At 71.4% G+C, this 16588-nt stretch carries 9 protein-coding genes; 5 read left to right on the plus strand and 4 right to left on the minus strand.

Going from position 1 to position 16588, the window contains the following annotated elements; genetic code table 11:
• Positions 1 to 19 precede the first annotated feature (19 nt).
• The 4 genes from KEC57_RS15685 (at position 20) to KEC57_RS15700 (ending at position 9771) form a co-directional block, all read left to right on the plus strand.
• A complete protein-coding gene (locus tag KEC57_RS15685; RefSeq protein ID WP_229385629.1) occupies positions 20 to 2632 on the plus strand; it encodes a DUF4062 domain-containing protein in 2613 nt (870 codons plus the stop codon).
• Entirely contained in the window at positions 2626 to 5259 is a 2634-nt protein-coding gene (locus KEC57_RS15690; RefSeq protein ID WP_229385630.1) for a DUF4062 domain-containing protein, read from the plus strand. The genes KEC57_RS15685 and KEC57_RS15690 overlap by 7 nt, the downstream gene beginning before the upstream one ends.
• A gap of 168 nt (positions 5260 to 5427) precedes the next feature.
• A complete protein-coding gene (locus KEC57_RS15695) occupies positions 5428 to 7599 on the plus strand; it encodes a DUF7363 domain-containing protein (protein ID WP_229385631.1) in 2172 nt (723 codons plus the stop codon).
• Positions 7600 to 7617: 18 nt separating this feature from the next.
• Positions 7618 to 9771 carry a caspase family protein gene (locus KEC57_RS15700; RefSeq protein WP_229385632.1) on the plus strand — a complete coding sequence of 718 codons (2154 nt, stop codon included), beginning with the start codon at positions 7618 to 7620 and terminating at the stop codon, positions 9769 to 9771.
• 7 nt (positions 9772 to 9778) lie between these two features.
• On the opposite strand, the gene KEC57_RS19005 is transcribed toward KEC57_RS15700, so the two are convergent.
• Both KEC57_RS19005 and KEC57_RS15715 read right to left on the minus strand, forming a co-directional pair.
• The gene (locus KEC57_RS19005) at positions 9779 to 11527 is read right to left on the minus strand and encodes a 5-oxoprolinase subunit B/C family protein (RefSeq protein ID WP_267492715.1); all 1749 of its coding nucleotides are present in this window, start codon (positions 11525 to 11527) and stop codon (positions 9779 to 9781) included.
• Complete coding sequence (locus KEC57_RS15715) at positions 11521 to 12315, minus strand: 5-oxoprolinase subunit PxpA (protein ID WP_229385634.1); 795 nt, start codon at positions 12313 to 12315, stop codon at positions 11521 to 11523. Before KEC57_RS15715 ends, KEC57_RS19005 begins: the two co-directional genes overlap by 7 nt.
• 219 nt (positions 12316 to 12534) lie before the next feature.
• Here KEC57_RS15715 and KEC57_RS15720 point away from each other — a divergent pair, with 219 nt between their 5' ends.
• Complete coding sequence (locus KEC57_RS15720; RefSeq protein ID WP_229385635.1) at positions 12535 to 14457, plus strand: dipeptide ABC transporter ATP-binding protein; 1923 nt, start codon at positions 12535 to 12537, stop codon at positions 14455 to 14457.
• Between the two features lie 30 nt (positions 14458 to 14487).
• Here the strand turns inward: KEC57_RS15720 and KEC57_RS15725 are convergent, their stop codons facing one another.
• Together KEC57_RS15725 and KEC57_RS15730 are read right to left on the minus strand one after the other, a co-directional pair.
• A complete protein-coding gene (locus tag KEC57_RS15725) occupies positions 14488 to 15450 on the minus strand; it encodes an ABC transporter permease (protein ID WP_229385636.1) in 963 nt (320 codons plus the stop codon).
• Positions 15451 to 15493: 43 nt separating this feature from the next.
• Complete coding sequence (locus KEC57_RS15730) at positions 15494 to 16498, minus strand: ABC transporter permease (RefSeq protein WP_229385637.1); 1005 nt, start codon at positions 16496 to 16498, stop codon at positions 15494 to 15496.
• Positions 16499 to 16588: the final 90 nt, after the last annotated feature.

Here is a 16588-nt window from a genome sequence, read left to right on the forward strand (position 1 = left end):
AGAGGGCCATTATGTGCACATGACTGGGGTACGACACCCCGTGATCCGCACTCCCGACCAGCGGATCCGGGTGTTCGTGAGTTCCACTTTGCGCGAGCTCGCTGGGGAGCGTCGCGCTGCTCGCGCTGCCATCGAGCGGATGCGGCTCGCCCCCGTCATGTTCGAGCTGGGCGCGCGGCCTCACCCGCCCCGCGAGCTCTACCGCTCCTACCTCGATCAGAGCGACGTGTTCGTCGGGATCTACGCCGAGAGCTACGGCTGGGTCGCTCCGGGTGAGGACGTGTCGGGTCTCGAGGACGAGTACGACCTCGCCCCGGCGTCGATGCCGAAGCTGATCTACATCAAGACGTCCGAGCGGCGCGACGAGCGACTGTCGCAGCTGATCGCCCGCATCCAGGCAGACGACACCGCGGCCTACCTGCACTTCGAGACCGCCGACGAGCTCGAGGAGCGGATCACCGGCGACCTCGCGACGCTCCTCGCCGAGCGGTTCGATCAGTCGCGCGGCGAGGACTCGCTCCTCACCGCCGAGCCGTCGCTCGCCGCGCGCATCCCCGCGCCCTATACCGAGACGATCGGCCGCGAGGGCGAGCTCGCCGAGATCCGCGCGCTGCTGGCCGGCGGCATCCACCGCGTCGTGAGCCTGATCGGGCCGGGCGGCATCGGCAAGAGCCGGCTGGCGATCGAGGCAGCCCACGCGGATGCCGACCTGTTCCCCGACGGCACCTTCTTCGTTCCGCTCGAGGGCGTGCTCGAACCGGGACTGCTGCTGCCGACGATCGCGTACGTGCTCGGCATCCGCGACACCGGCGCGGCCGCGCTCGAGGAGCGCATCGCGCAGGCGCTCGGCGACCGGCACGTGCTCATCGTCCTCGACAACTTCGAGCAGATCATCGACGAGGCCCCCGTCCTGGTGCGGCTGTACACCCTGGCCCCGCGGGCGTGCTTCCTGGTGACCAGCCGGAGCGTCCTGCGCATCCGCGGCGAGCAGGTGTTCGACGTCGAGTCGCTGCAGACGCCCGAGACCGATGCGCCGATCACCCTCGCCCAGGCGCTCGCCTCCGCCGCGTGCGTGCTGTTCGCCGAGCGCGCGGAGGCTGCGCAGCCGGGCTTCGCGCTCACCGCCGACAACGCGCGCGACGTCATCGACATCTGCCGGCGCCTGGACGGCCTTCCGCTGGCGATCGAACTCGCGGCGGCGAAGATCCGGCTCCTGTCGCCGCATGACATCGCCCAGCGGCTGGAGCGGAGCCTGCCGCTGCTGTCGAGCGCCGCCCGCGACCTCCCCGATCGCCATCGCACGATGGGGGCGACCATCGACTGGAGCGTCGGACTCCTGACCGATGTACAGCGCGACATGCTGCAGGATCTCGGAGTCTTCGCGGCGAGGTTCACCCTCGAGGCGGTCGAGTCCGTCGGGAGCGGACGGTCGTGGGGCGACGACGCGATCGAGACGCTCGCCGCGCTGATCGACGCATCCCTGGTGCAGCGGATCGACTCGGCGGGACGCTCCGTGTTCTCCCTCCTGGCCATCGTGCGCGAATACGCGATCGACGCGCTGGAGGCCCGAGGCGAGGCGGATGCGATGCGGATCGCACACGCCGACTACTACCTCGGACTCGTCCGCCGCGTCTCCCCCCGGCTGCGCGGCGCAGCGCAGGTGGATGCGGTCGCCGAACTCGGTCTCGAAGTGCCGAACCTGCGTGCCGCCGCCCGTCACCTCGTCCTCACGGATCGACTCGACGACGCGGGCGACTTCGCCTGGACGCTGCTGGCGTACTGGTGGATCTCGGGATACTTCGCCGACGTCAGCCTGTGGATGCTCGAGCTGCGGGCGAAGGAGGGGGCGATCACTGAGCGCACCCTCGCCATCGCCACCTTCTTCCCGCTGTGGGCCGAGATGTGGCAGCGCCCGAGCGATCAGGTGGTCGCCGGGCTCGGCGAGTGCGTGCGGCTGTTCACGATCAGCGGCGACGAGCAGGCCGCCGCGATGACGCTGGCCGCACGCGCCTCGACGCGGCTGCAGTTCCCCGACCTCGATCCGGCGCTGGCCAGGACGGAGCTCGACGACGCCACCGAGCGGCTCCACGCCCTCGGCGACGGCTGGGGCGAGGCGCTCGCCGAGGTCGCGCTCGGCCTGCTCGGCGTGGTGCGGCGCGACATCGCCGAGGCCCTCGCCCACTTCGACCGCTCGATCGAGATCGCAGACGCCTGCCAGGACCCGTTCACGCGAGTCGTGGCGGGGAACAACCGCGCCCGGGTGTACTTCGCCATGGGCGACCTCGACGCGTCCGAGCGGGAATTCCTCCTGACGCTGCGCCTGTCCACGCGTCTGCACTTCGTGGAGGGCGCCGCGTACGGCATCGAGGGGATCTGCGCCATCGCCGCCGTCCGCGGCGAGGCGTGGCGGGCCGGCGCCCTCGCCGCGGTCGCCGCGACCATCCGCGAGACCACCGGCCTGTTCGACGTCGAGGGGTTCGCGGTGTACCTCGAGCCGCTCGCCGCTTTGCGGGAGACCGACCCCGACGGTGTCGCCGAGGGCGAGCGCGCGGGCGTCGAGCTGAGCCTGTCGCAGGCGGTCCGGCTCGCACTGCCCGACGCCGACCTCGAGGAGGCGGTGGCGGCATGGTGACGCCTCATATGCACCGCAGCGTCATCCGCACCCCCGATCAGCGGATACGGGTGTTCGTGAGCTCCACGCTGCGAGAGCTCGCCGTGGAGCGCGCGGCGGTGAAGGCCGCCATCGAACGCCTCCGGCTGGCGCCAGTGATGTTCGAATTGGGGGCCCGGCCGCATCCCCCGCGAGAGCTCTACCGGTCGTATCTCGCACAGAGCGACGTGTTCGTCGGCATCTACGGGGCGAGCTACGGCTGGGTCGCTCCCGACGAGGAGGTCTCGGGGCTCGAGGACGAGTACAACCTCGCCCCCGCGACCATGCCGAAGCTCATCTACATCAAGTCCACCGAGCAGCGCGATGAGCGCCTCGCCGACCTCATCGCGCGCATCCAATCCGACGACACCGCGGCGTACCTGCACTTCGAGACGGCCGACGACCTGCAGGATCAGGTCGCCGGAGATCTCGCGACGCTGCTCGCCGAGCGCTTCGACGAATCACGGATCGACGGCGATGCCGAAGAGAGCGCCGCATCGCTGGTCGGCCGCATCCCCGTGCCCTACACGACCACCATCGGCCGCGACCGCGACATCGAAGCCGTGCGGAACCTGCTCGCCCGCGGCACCGACCGCGTGGTGAGCCTCATCGGTCCCGGCGGCATCGGCAAGAGCCGCCTCGCGATCGAGACGGCATTCGCCTGCGAGGACCTCTTTCCCGACGGCGTGTACTTCGTCCTGCTCGAAGGCGTGCTCGAGCACGGACTGCTGCTTCCGACGATCGCGTATCACCTCGGCATCCGCGACAACGGCGAAGCCGCACTCGAAGAACGCATCGCGCACGCCCTCGCGGGCCGCCGGGTGCTGGTCGTCCTCGACAACTTCGAGCAGATCGTGGATGCCGCGCCCGTGCTCGTCCGGCTGTACACCGTCGCGCCGACGGCGACGTTCCTCGTCACCAGCCGCATCGTGCTGCGCATCCGCGGCGAACGCGTCTACGAGGTGCCCACGCTCTCGACTCCGCCCGACAACGCGCCGGCGAGCCTGGATCGCACCACCCGCTCCGCGGCGGTCGCGCTGTTCGTCGATCGGGCGCAGGCGATCGATCCGCGTTTCGACGTCACCGGCGACAACGCGAACGACCTGGCCGACATCTGCCGGACGCTGGAGGGACTGCCGCTGGCGATCGAGCTCGCCGCCGCGAAGGTGCGGATCCTGACTCCCGCGGGGATCGCACAGCGTCTCGGGCAGAGTCTCCCGCTGCTCACCGCAGCGGTGCGCGACCTTCCCGAGCGGCACCGCACGATGCGCGCGACGATCGATTGGAGCGTGAGCCTGCTGCCGGATTCGCAGCGCGATCTGCTGGAGGATCTGGGCGTGTTCGCCACCCGCTTCACCCTCGACGCGGTGGAGGCGCTCGGCCACGGGCGCTCGTGGGACGGCCAGACCATCGATGCCCTCGCCGCACTCGTGGACGGTTCGCTGGTGAAGCAGTTCGAGATGGGCGGACGCCGGGTCTTCTCGCTGCTCGCGATCGTTCGCGAGTACTCGATCGGACGCCTCAAGGCCCGCGGCGACGCGGCACGGGTGCGGGTGGCGCACGCGGACTACTACCGCGATCTCGTCCAGCGCATCGCTCCCGACCTCGGCGGCCCGGGGCAGGCCGACGCCGTCGCCCACCTCGGGTTGGAACTGCCCAATCTGCGCGCCGCGGTGCGCCACCTCGTCTACACGAACCGCCTCGACGACGCCGGCGACTTCGCCTGGAGCCTGCTGATCTACTGGTGGATCTCCGGCTTCTTCGCCGAGGTGCGCCTGTGGATGCTCGAGCTGCTCGAGAAGCAGCACGAGCAGCCGATCTCGCAGCATACGCGCGCGATCGCCTGGTTCTTCGCGCTGTGGGGCGAGATGTGGCAGCGTCCCAGCGAGCAGGTCGTGGCGGGGCTGGGCGAATGCGTGCGGCTGTTCACCGAGAGCGGCGATGCGGATGCCGCGGCCATGGCGCTCGCCGCGCGCGCGACGGCGCGCGTGCAGCTGTCGGATCCGGACGCCGACAAGGCGGAGGCCGAACTCAGGGAAGCGGTCGTGAGGCTGCGCGAGCACGGCAACCACTGGGCCGAGGCGATCACCGAGGTGTCGCTGGGCAGGCTGGCGTGGGTGCGGGGCTCGACGGCGGATGCCCTTGCGCACTTCGACCGCGCGACCAGCGTCGCCGAGGCCGGCGGCGACCTGTTCACGACGTCGGTGGCCGGAAACCTGCGCTCGCGGCTGAACTTCCAGCTCGGCAGGTTCGAGGCGGCCGAGCACGAGTTCCTGCGGACGCTCCTGCTGTCGGTGCGTCTGCACTACGAAGAGGGCATCGCGTACGGCCTGGAGGGCGTGTGCGCGGTCGCCGCGGCGCACGGTGAAGCGTGGCGGGCGGCAGCTCTGGCGGTATCGGCCGGGGTGATCCGCCGGCGCATCGGCATCTTCGACGTCGAAGCGTTCACCGTCCACACGCCCTACCTCGACATCCTGCGTGGGCGGGATCCCGCGAGCGTCGCCGCGGGCGAAGCGGCCGGGGCCGAGCTGACGGTGGCGGAGGCCGTGCTGCTCGCACTCCCCGAATCCGAGCACGAGGCCGTGGCCGAGGCGCTGCGGGGCTGGTGACAGCGGGGCGGGTTCCGGGGCGCCGCGGCATCCGCTCGTATCAATCGCCGCCTCGCGGGCTCTGGTGGGGTGAGGGGCGCGCTCATATGCTGTGCACGAACCGCGCTCCTCGGGTTCACGTGGCGATGGGTCCATCCGGTGGTCGGACACCGGTGCGAGGGGGTCGAGATGACTCGTGGGTCGAGCCTGCCGCGCGCCGTCGTCGAGGTCGACGGCGCGGACCTCGAGGTGCGGATCGATCCGGCACCGCCGGATTCGGAGACGAATGAGTTCGGCATCCGAATGCTGGCGGATGTCGTGGTGAGAGCCCGGGAGGACACCGTCGCGACCGTGCGGGTGCGCGGGAGCGACGAGTTCCACTACGCGGCGATCGTGATGCGCGCCATGGCGGGCGAGCTGGTGCACCTCGAGCGGGACGACGGTACATTCACCGCCCGGATCGCCGTTCCCGCCGGAGCGACGCTGCATCTGACGGTGGTCTCGAGCGAGTTCGAGACCGGCATCGCGTGGCTGGAGCACCGGGTCGGGCAGGGCGGCATGGGCATGGGCGGCGGCCGCGAGGTCCAGATGGTGGACGACGTGGTCGCGATCGACAGCGACGGAATGCTCGAGGCGATCCCCCTTCCCCCTCCTGCCGCCGAGGCACCCGCGTTCGACCTCGACGAGGCGATGGCGGGCGAGGACGCGATGGCGGCTGATGACGCGGGGGCGGGCGAGGGCGGTGAGCCTGCGATGCCCGTTCCGGCCGGGCCGCCCGCGCCTGCCCCGCCGGCTGCGCCCGCCGAGCCCGCGGTGGCGAACGTCCTCGCGGAGATGCCGGCGCGGGTGCGGCGCGAGGCCGAGTTCGTGCTCTTCGTGCGCCTCTCACGCGAGAAGCTGCTCGCCGCGCAGGGCATGGCCGTCGGCAAGGCGGTCGTCCCGGTCGACGCGGGGCGCGACATCCGGATCGCGGTGAGTCTGCGAGGCATGGAGTTCGCCCCGGGTCAGGATCCCGCGGTCGATGTGCGGCTGCCCGCGCCGGGCGCGCCGCCGCTCGACGTGCCGTTCCGGATCATCCCCGCCGACGAAGGCCGCGGCCACGTCTCGGTCGCGGTGACCCAGCCGCCGGTCGCGACGCCGCTCGCCACCATCAAACTGAGCGCGTCGATCGTCGATCCCGACGACGACGGAGACGGGCAGCTGCGGGCGGATGAGCCGCTCACCGCCGAGGCGTCCCTCGTCGCGGCCCCCCGTGAACTCGCGTCGCTGCCGACCATCTCGATCGAAGAGGCCTACGCGCGGCGGAAGTCGCACCTGCGGATCACCGCCACCGTCGGCGACAGGACGGCGACGCACATCGTCGAGATCGAGAAGGCCCGGTTCATCGACGACGTCTACAGCGATGTCGCGCGGATCCGTCGCGATCTCGGCAATCGCCGCGATGCCGCATCCGTCGCCGATGCCCGCAGCGCCCTGCGCGACGTCGGCTCGCGCATCGCCGAGCGCCTTCTCGGCGGCGATGTCGGAGCACTGCTGTGGCGTCGCCGGCAGCGGCTGTCGCGCCTGGTGGTCCAGAGCTCCGGCGAAGTCGACATCCCCTGGGAGATCGTCCACCTCGTCCCCCCGGAAGGGCAGCCGGGGGACTCGCACACCCACTTCCTCGGCGACAAGGGCCTCACCCGCTGGGTCTACGACACGGCTCGCCCGATCGAAGTGCCCGTGCGGACGGCGCGCGTCGTCGCCGTGGCCCCCGAGTACGCCGACCCCGGGCTCCAGCTCGCACGGACGCAGGAAGAGGTCAAGGCGCTGCGCACCGAACTGGGCGAGGACGGGCGCACCGCCGCGACGCCGGCGGAGCTCAGCGCGCTGCTCACCGAGGGCGTCGACCTCGTCCACTTCGCGGGCCACGGGCGGTGGCGCGAGGGTGAGCCGAGCGGTCAGGAGATCGCCTTCGCCCAGTTCATCGAGGCGCAGGACGACGGCTCGGCGTCGTATCGCGACGTCGACGCGCGGCGGGACCTGCCCGAGCTCGACGACCCGTCGAAGGCGAGGTCGACGCCGTTCGTGTTCCTCAGCGCCTGCGATGTCGGGCGCCTGCGCTCGGGATCGACCGGGCTCGGCGGATTCGCCGAGGTGTTCCTGCGCGGAGGAGTCGGCGTGTTCATCGGCTGCAGCTGGGCCGTGCAGGACGACGCCGCATCCGCCTTCGTCCGGGCCTTCTACCGCGAGGCGTTCCGCGACGGCGCGACGCTGGGCGACGCCACGCTCGCCGCACGCCGCGCCGCGCACCGGGCGGGCGACCTGAACGCACTGGCCTTCACCGTGTTCGCCGATCCGCGCGCACGTCTCGTTCGACAGTGATCTCGAGAGGACCACGCCATGCCCGACACCACCACGACTCGCTCGGGTTTCGCACCCTCGGCGAAACAGCTCGCCGCTCTGCGAGGACACATCGTCCACACCCGAGACGGACGGCTCTCCGACACGCCGAAGGCCCGGCCGGCGAGGATCGACGAGTTCGTGACCACGCCCGACGACGTCCGGCGCATCGTCACCGAGGACCTGCAGGCGTTCGTCGACGCACAGGGCGGCCGGACCGTTCCCGTCCTCATCTGGGCGCACGGCGGCCTGGTGAGCAAGGACGCCGGATTCGAGACCGCCCACCATCAGGTCGACTGGTGGAAGAAGAACGGCGTCTACCCGATCCACATGGTGTGGGAGAGCGGACTGCTGACCTCGCTGTCGGACGTGATCCGCGGCAAGGCCCCCGGCGAGCGCGGCTTCACCGACCTGACCGATGGCGCGATCGAGGCCATCGCCCGGGTGATCGGCGGGCGGAGCGTCTGGGAGGACATGAAGCTGGACGCCGCGGCCGCCTCCGTCGACGGCGGGGGCGCGGCGCTTCTCGCGCAGGAGCTGCGAGCCTTCGTCGCCGCGAACCCCGGTGCGATCTCGCTCCATGCCGCCGGCCACAGCGCCGGCTCGATCTTCCACTCCCACTTCGTCCCCCGCCTGTTCGACGGCGACGACCCGGTCGAACGCATCGACACGGTGACGCTCCTGGCACCCGCGGTGCGCCTCGACACCTTCGAAGACACGCTGCTCCCGCTCGCCGAGAGCAACCAGATCGGCGAACTGTCGATCTTCACGATGAACGACGAGACCGAGCTGAAGGACCACACCGCGACGCTCTACCGCAAGTCGTTGCTGTATCTGGTGTCACGATCCTTCGAGCCGGAGCAGGATGCCGCGATCGCCGGCATGGCGAGATTCCTCACCGCCTCGGGCAAGTCGATGCGCTATCTGGGTGAGAAGCCCGAGCGGCTGGTGCTCGGCCCGAAAGTGTGGGACGACCGACGCGCCACCCTGTCGAAGTCGCACGGCGACTTCGACAACGACCCGCCCACGATGGAGAGCCTCGCCCGCCGCGTCACCCAGCGCGACGACGTGGTCGATTTCCCCAGGAAGGCTCGCGAGATCGCACCGCCACCGGCGCCGGTGCCATCGACACCCGCGTCCCGCGCCGTCACGCTCCGGCGACGCGCCCTGTGCATCGGCATCGACGGGTACCCGCAGGATCCGCTGGGCGGCTGCGTCGCCGATGCGGACGCGTGGGAGGCGGCGCTCGGCGCGAACGGGTTCGAGGTGCGATCGCTTCGTGACGGCGAGGCGACCCGTGAGGCGATGCTCCGCGCGATGATCGACCTCGTCACCGGCTCGACCCCCGGCGACATCCTCGCGATCCAATTCGCCGGCCACGGCACCTTCGTCCCCGACCTCGACGGCGACGAGACCGACGACCTCGGGCCGTCCGACGAAGCACTGTGCCCGGTCGACTTCCGCGAGGGGAGCCTCATCGTCGACGACGACCTCGCCGTCATCTGGGATCTGATCCCCGAAGGCGTCTCGGTCACGCTGATCTTCGACTCCTGCCATTCCGGTACCGCGAGCCGGGGCCTCTCGCGCCCCGATCTCGAGAAGGTGCCGGTTCCGGCGGGCACGAAGCGCCGTCTCGCGCCCCTGGACGCGGACGCGATCGCCGCCTACCGGGCCGCACGCTCGGCTCCGATCTCAGATGACCTCCGCGGTGCGGCGCACCGCAAGGTGGTGCAGGTCGAGGCGGGCCGGAGCATCAACACCACACGGGTGCGGCCGGACGCTGCTCGCCGCGAGGTGCTGATCGCCGCCTGTCAGCCCGACGAGGTGGCCCTCGAGACCAACGGGCACGGCGTCTTCACGTCCGCCGCGCTCGGCGTCTTCGCGGCGAGTCCCGGACTGAGCAATCGCGACTTCGTGAAGGCCGTGGTCGCTGCGATCGACGGTCGGTACGACCAGACGCCGCTGCTGACCGCGGACGAGGCCCGCGCAGGGCTCGCGCTGCTGTCGCCGGTCGTGGTGGCCGACGGCACGCAGCCTCCGCCCGCGGCGTCCGCCGCCGTGCGCGAGCCGACTCCCGCCGAGAAGCGCACCGCCGCGATCGTTTCGATCCTTCGCGCGACGGCCGATCTGCTGGAGGAGGGCGGCGCCGAGTGAGCAGGGCTCAACCGCGCGGACGCGCGTGCCGGAAACGGATGCGCGTGCCGGGCCGCGCCTGCGCGATCAGGTCGAGGCCGGCATCCGTCATCACCGCGATCACCGGGTAGCCGCCCGTGACCGGGCCGTCCGCCAGGAGGATGGTGGGCCGCCCGCTCGGCGGGACCTGCAGCGCGCCCGGCACCATGCCCTCGCTCGGCAACTCGCCCTCGCGCGTGCGCCGCAGCTCGGGGCCCTCGAGGCGGACGCCGACGCGATCGGCACTGTTCGAGACCGTCCACACCGCATCGAACAGCTGCGCGACCGTGGCGGGAGCGAACCAGTCCGCGCGAGGGCCGGGGGCGAGTTCGAGCACGAGCTCGTCATCGTGAGGAGCGCCCCACGGCGACGGCGGTGCGACCGGGATCGGCGCGATCTCGTCGGTACGCACGCCCACCGTGTCGGCGGCCCGCAGCGCCGCCGGACCGAGGCCGGCGAGCAGATCCGTCGAGCGCGAGCCGAGCGCGCTGCGGGCGTCGAGACCGCCGCGCACCGCGACATACGCGCGCGCCCCGTGGGTGAACCAGTCCACGTGCAGCTCCGTGCCCGCGGGCCACTCGTGCGCCTGGTACGGATCGACCGCGCGACCCGCGAGCCGGATCGTCCCCCAGGCTCCGGTCACCGCGACCCACAGGTCGCGCTCGGCGACGGCGCGCAGGCCACCCATCGTGACCTCGATCGCCGCGGCGCCTTCGGGGTTTCCGAGGAGCCTGTTGGCGGTCCGCAGCGCGGTGCGGTCGAGTGCTCCCGAGACAGCGACGCCGACGGATGCCGCCCCCGCCCGGCCGAGATCCTGCACCGTCGCCAGCAGCCCGGTCTCGACGATCCGGATGCCGCGGCCCGGCGACGTGGCCGCGGCAGCCGGCACCTGCGCCCGCGCACCCGGAACACCTGATCCGCCCGACACGGGCCCGTCGGGCGCAGAATCACCTGCCGTCGTCGGCGCACGAGTTGCCGCGGCATCCGGCACCTGCGCCCGCGCACCCGGGACCCCTGATCCGCCCGGCGCACGCCCGTCGGGCACGGGATCCCCAGCCCTCGTCAGAGCACGAGTCGGTGCGGCATCCGGCACCGAGGCCGTGCCGCGCGCCACCGCTCGGAAGCGCACCCGGGTGCCCGGCGCGAGGAGAGCGGGGGACGCGGCATCCGGATCGAAAAGAGGTGCGCGAGTCGTGCCGATCAGTCGCCACCCGCCGGGGGTCTCCCGCGGATACGCGCCACTGAAGGCGCCCGCAAGGCCCACCGCACCGACCGGAACCCTCGTGCGCGGGGTGGCGAGCCGCGGCACGTCGAAGGGCCAGCCTTCGCTGACGAGGTATCCGAAGCCGGGCGCGAAGCCGGTGAACGCCACCACCCACGCCGCGTCCGAGTGTCGGCGGATCAGCTCGTCGGCGCTCACTCCCAGCAGCGCCGCCGTCTCTTCCAGGTCGGCCCCGTCGTAGACGATCTCGAGGTCCGCGACCGGTGATTCGGCGGACTCGCTCCGGTGTGTGCCGGCGCTCTCTGCGCCGGCGCGCGCCCATGCTCGCGCCGCGCTGGCGTCGAGCACGCGCAGGTCGATCCGCACGAGCACCGTCCGCGCGGCAGGAACCAGGTCGACGACTCCTGTAGGGCGGGATTCCGCCAGCGCCGCATGCACCGCCAGCACTTCCCGAAGCGAGGCGACCTCGACGAGGAACGCGCGCTCCCCCATCGGCAGCAGCCGCGCACTCACCATGGCGCCCGCACCTCGACGCCTGCCCGATCCAGCGCGGCGCGCACGGCGCGGGCCATGGCCACCGCCGCGGGAGAATCGCCGTGCAGGCACAGCGACGCGGCGGCGCCCCCGACACCCGACGCTCCGATCGACGTGCGTGGGCCCGCGCCCACGATCGACCCGTCGATCGCCTCGACCTCGCCGGTCAGGGCGAGTCGGACGGCGCGCGCCGCGACCTGGTCGGGGTCATCGAGCAGGGCACCGGGCCGACCGCGCGGCACGAGGCCGCCGTCCGGCAGATAGCCGCGGTCCAGGAACGCCTCGCGCACGAACGGAAGCCCGACAGATGCCGCCGCCGCCGCCATCGCACCGCCCAGGCCGAGCATCGGCAACGGCCTGCCGAGGCTCGCCGCATGGCCGGCGACGGCGCGGGCGACGGCATCCGCCTGCCGGGGGTCCGTCGTCACCGCGTGATAGAGCGCGCCGTGAGGCTTGACGTAGCGGAGGTCGGCGCCGGCGGCCACGAGGGCGGCCAGCTGCTCGGTCACCGCGGCCTGGAGACCGGCCGGGTCCATCGACACCGCCACGCGACCGAAGTTCGCACGATCCGGATAGGAGGGGTGCGCCCCCACCGCCACCGAGAAGCGTTCGGCACGGAGCACGGCCTCGCGCATCGAGGCGGCGTCTCCCGCGTGCCCGCCACAGGCGACGTTCGCGCTCGAGATGACGGCGAACAGGGCCTCGTCGTCGGCCGTGGGAACGCCGTCGACGGTCTCGCCGAGGTCCGCGTTGAGGTCGATCGCCGCCATGGCTTCCACGGTACTGCGGCTCTCGGCGAGCGAGTCGGCAGAACTCCACGGATCCGCAATGCACAGCCCCGGACAGCTGCGCAACCCGGGCGTCGGGCGCTGACTCCGTGGAGTTCTGCCGGGCCCGCCCGCGCCGCGGCGGCGCACCGCGCGTTACGGATGAGTAAAGGCTCACCGCGGACCAGTGCGCGAACCACACGCGCCGGGCAGGATGGGGGAATGGCCCGAACCACCGAACGTCTCGCGGCCGGAGCGCCGCTGCTCCAGGTGCGCGACGTCGCCGTCGAGTTCCAGACGATCGACGGCCCCGTGCACGCCGTCGAGGGCATCGACCTCGACCTGTCCGCGGGCGAGACGCTCGCGATCGTCGGCGAATCGGGCTCGGGCAAGTCGACCACGGCGATGGCGGTCATCGGCCTGCTGCCGGGCAACGGCAAGGTCACCCAGGGCAGCATCATGCTCGAAGGGCAGGATCTCGTCGGCGCTCCCGAGAGCATCATGCGTCCGATCCGCGGCCGGTCCATCGGCCTCGTGCCGCAGGATCCGATGTCGAACCTCAACCCCGTCGCCAAGATCGGCACCCAGATCGCCGAGACCCTGCTCGCCCACGGCCTCGCGACGCGTCGCGACGTCGACCGAAAGGTCGTCGAGACCCTCGCCGCTGCCGGTCTGCCGAACGCCGAAGAGCGCGCCAAGCAGTACCCGCACGAGTTCTCGGGAGGCATGCGCCAGCGCGCGCTCATCGCCATCGGCCTGGCGTGCGACCCGAAGCTGCTCATCGCCGACGAGCCGACGAGCGCCCTCGACGTGACGGTGCAGAAGACGATCCTCGACCAGCTCGAGCGCATGACGGGCGAGCGTGGCACGGCCGTCATGCTGATCACGCACGACCTGGGTCTGGCCGCCGAGCGCGCCGCGCGCGTGGTGGTCATGAACCGCGGACGCATCGTCGAGCAGGGCCCGGCCCGCCAGATCCTCGAAGACCCCCAGCAGCCCTATACCCAGGCGCTCGTGCGTGCGGCCCCGTCGGTCGCGGCGGTGCGGCTGCGCCCGGAGGTCTTCCGCACCACGGTCCCCGGCATCCCCCGCCCCGACATCGCGCCGGTCGAGACGACGGCGGATGCCGCGGTCGAGACGACGCATGCCGCGGCGACCGAGACGACGAATGCCCCGGCTGTCGAGACGGTGACGGATGCCGCGGCGGTCGAGACGCTGACGGATGCCCCGGCATCAGCACTCGCGTCCGCACACGTCCCGTCCACGGATGCGTCATCGGCCGACGCAGCGCGAGCCACAGGGCCGGCCCCCGCTGCGCAGACGACGCCCCGCGAACCGCGGGCCGCGGCATCCGCCCCCGACTACATCGTCGAGGTCGAGGGGCTCACCAAGATCTACAAGGTGCGCGGCAGCAAGGAGGACTTCGCCGCCGTGAACGACGTGTCGTTCTCGATCCCGCGCGGCGAGACCGTCGCCATCGTCGGCGAGTCGGGCTCGGGCAAGACCACGACCGCCCGGATGATGCTCAAGGTCATCGACCCGACGGCGGGTTCGATCCGCTTCGACGGCCACGATGTCGCGACGCTCAAGGGGCGCGAGCTCAAGTCGTTCCGCCAGCGCGTGCAGCCGATCTTCCAGGACCCGTACTCATCGCTGAACCCGATGTTCTCGATCGAGCGGATCATCTCCGAGCCGTTGGAGTTCTACAAGCGCGGATCGGCGAAGGAGCGCGCGGTGCGGGTGCGGCAGCTGCTCGACGACGTCGCGCTGCCGCAGTCGATGCTGCGCCGCTATCCGTCGGAGCTGTCGGGCGGTCAGCGCCAGCGCATCGCGATCGCCCGCGCTCTCGCGCTGTCTCCGGACCTCATCGTCTGCGATGAGCCGGTCTCGGCCCTCGACGTGCTCGTGCAGGACCAGATCCTGCGCCTGCTCGGCGACCTGCAGCGCGAGTACGGCCTGAGCTATCTGTTCATCTCGCACGACCTCGCGGTGGTCCGCCTCATCAGCGACTACGTGTGCGTCATGAAGGACGGGCAACTCGTCGAGGCGGCATCCTCCGAAGAGATATTCACCAACCCGCGTGATCCGTACACGCGGCGCCTGCTCGCGTCGATCCCCGGCAACGAGCTCGACATCGCGGTCTGACGCGCCCGCCCGCCCGCCCGCCCGGACGCGTCAGCGCGCGCGAGTACGCGGATCCATGGCTTCGCGCAGGGCTTCGCCGAGGAGCGTGAAGCCGAGCGCCGTGACCGTGATGCAGATGCCGGGCAGGATCGCGATCCAGGGGTTGACCGCCAGCTCGAGCTGCGCGTAGGTGAGCATGCGGCCCCATTCGGCTGTCTGCGGGACACCGCCGCCGAGACCGAGGTACGACAGGCCCGCCGCCTCGATGACGGCGGTGGCGAGGGTGAGCGTGGCCTGCACGATGACCGGGCCGACCGCGTTCGGCAACACATGGGTCATCGTGATGCGCCCGCGCCCGAGGCCGAGGGTCGCCGCCGAGAGCACGTAGTCGCTGGAGCGCTGCTGCAGCATCGAGGCGCGCAGCAGACGCGCGAAGATCGGCACCTGTGCGGCGCCGATGGCGATCATGATCGCAAGCGGGGTCTGCCCCATGAGCGCGGCGATCGACACCGCGAGCAGAAGCGACGGCACCGACAGCAGGATGTCGACGAAGCGCATGATGAGGGTGTCGACCCAGCCGCCGAACGTCGCAGCGACGAGCCCGAGGATCATGCCTCCGATGAGCCCCAGGAGCGTCGAGACGATGCCGATCAAGAGCGACGCACGGGCGCCCCAGATGAGCTTGGAGAGCATGTCGCCGCCGAAGCGGTCCAGCCCCAGCGGGAACCCGGGGATCTCGCCGGGACCCGGGATGTGCCCGGGGGTGATGTACTGCTGGCCCGGAAGCTCTTCGGGACCGTAGGGCGCGAGCCACGGCGCGAAGACGGCGACGAGCACGAAGATCGCGATGATGACGGCGCCGACCCACGCGCTGGAGTTGCGGCGCAGCCGCCGGAAGACGTCGCGCCAGAAACCTCCGCCGCGTGTCTTCGCCGCCAGGAGCTCCTTGTCGTCGACGGAGGTGTCGTCGACGGGTCCGCCGCTCGGGGCGGGGGGAAGCATTGCGGACGTCATGCCGCACCTCCGATCGGTTCGCTGATCAGCCGTGTGCGCACCATCACTGCACCCGCACTCTCGGGTCGATGAAGCTGTAGGACACGTCCACCGCGAGGTTGATGAGCGCGTAGATGACGGCGATGAAGAGGATGAATCCCTGGAGGACCGGGTAGTCGCGGGTGAAGATCGCCCGCGAGAGGAAGGATCCGATCCCGGGATACGCGAACACGGACTCGGTGAGGATCGCTCCCGACAGCAGCAGCCCGAATTGCAGGCCGATCGTCGTGACGACCGGCAGCAGCGAGTTGCGCAGGATGAAGCGCCCGCGGATCGTGCCGCGAGAGATTCCCTTGGCCATGCCGGTGCGCACGAAGTCCGAGTTCTGCACCTCGAGCACCGATGCCCGGGTGATTCTCGTGATGATCGCGAGGGGGATGGTCGCCAGCGCGATTCCGGGGAGGATGAGGTGCAGGAAGGCGTCCCACGCGGCATCCCACTCCCCCGTGATGATCCCGTCGAAGATATAGAAATTCGTGTAGTGCGTGGCGTCCAGGCGAGGGTCCTGCCGCCCGTCGGACGGGAGCCAGCCCAGCTGGACGGCGAAGATCCATTTGAGGATGACGCCCAGGAAGAACACCGGGATCGTGATCCCGATGAGGCTCGCGAACACCGCGAAGTGATCCCCGGCCCGGCCATGCCGCCGCGCCGCCCAGTACCCGATCGCGACACCCAGGCCGACCGCGAGGATGATCGCGAACATCGTCAGCTCGAGGGTGGCGGGAAAGCGCCGCACGAACTCCTCGGTCACAGGCCGCTGCGTCTGGATCGAGACGCCGAAGTTGCCCTGCAGCAACTGGCCGAGCCAGGTGAAGTACTGCGCGACCAGCGGTTCGTTGAACCCGTACAGCTCGTTGATCTCGGCCACCCGCTCGGGCGTCGCCCGCTCTCCGAGCAGGGCCACGGCGGGCCCGCCGGGCAGCGCCCGCACCCAGAAGAACAGCAGCAGGGTCAACCCGAACAGGGTGGGGACGAGCAGCAGAAGGCGTCTGCCGATGGTGCTTAGCACGAGATCTCCGGGACACGGGCGCGGCGGGTGCCGCACGGCATACGAGCGGGGGCGGATGCCTCGGCCCGGCGGGTCGCGCCAGGCCGAGGC

Origin of the sequence: Microbacterium allomyrinae, from assembly GCF_020682705.1 — a bacterium.
Lineage (GTDB): Bacteria > Actinomycetota > Actinomycetes > Actinomycetales > Microbacteriaceae > Microbacterium > Microbacterium allomyrinae.

Coding starts and splice junctions, on each gene's coding strand:
- KEC57_RS15685 (WP_229385629.1), top strand. CDS start 20: ATGACTGGGGTACGACACCCCGTGATCCGCACTCCCGACCAGCGGATC.
- KEC57_RS15690 (WP_229385630.1), top strand. CDS start 2,626: ATGGTGACGCCTCATATGCACCGCAGCGTCATCCGCACCCCCGATCAG.
- KEC57_RS15695 (WP_229385631.1), top strand. CDS start 5,428: ATGACTCGTGGGTCGAGCCTGCCGCGCGCCGTCGTCGAGGTCGACGGC.
- KEC57_RS15700 (WP_229385632.1), top strand. CDS start 7,618: ATGCCCGACACCACCACGACTCGCTCGGGTTTCGCACCCTCGGCGAAA.
- KEC57_RS19005 (WP_267492715.1), bottom strand. CDS start 11,527: ATGGTGAGTGCGCGGCTGCTGCCGATGGGGGAGCGCGCGTTCCTCGTC.
- KEC57_RS15715 (WP_229385634.1), bottom strand. CDS start 12,315: ATGGCGGCGATCGACCTCAACGCGGACCTCGGCGAGACCGTCGACGGC.
- KEC57_RS15720 (WP_229385635.1), top strand. CDS start 12,535: ATGGCCCGAACCACCGAACGTCTCGCGGCCGGAGCGCCGCTGCTCCAG.
- KEC57_RS15725 (WP_229385636.1), bottom strand. CDS start 15,450: ATGACGTCCGCAATGCTTCCCCCCGCCCCGAGCGGCGGACCCGTCGAC.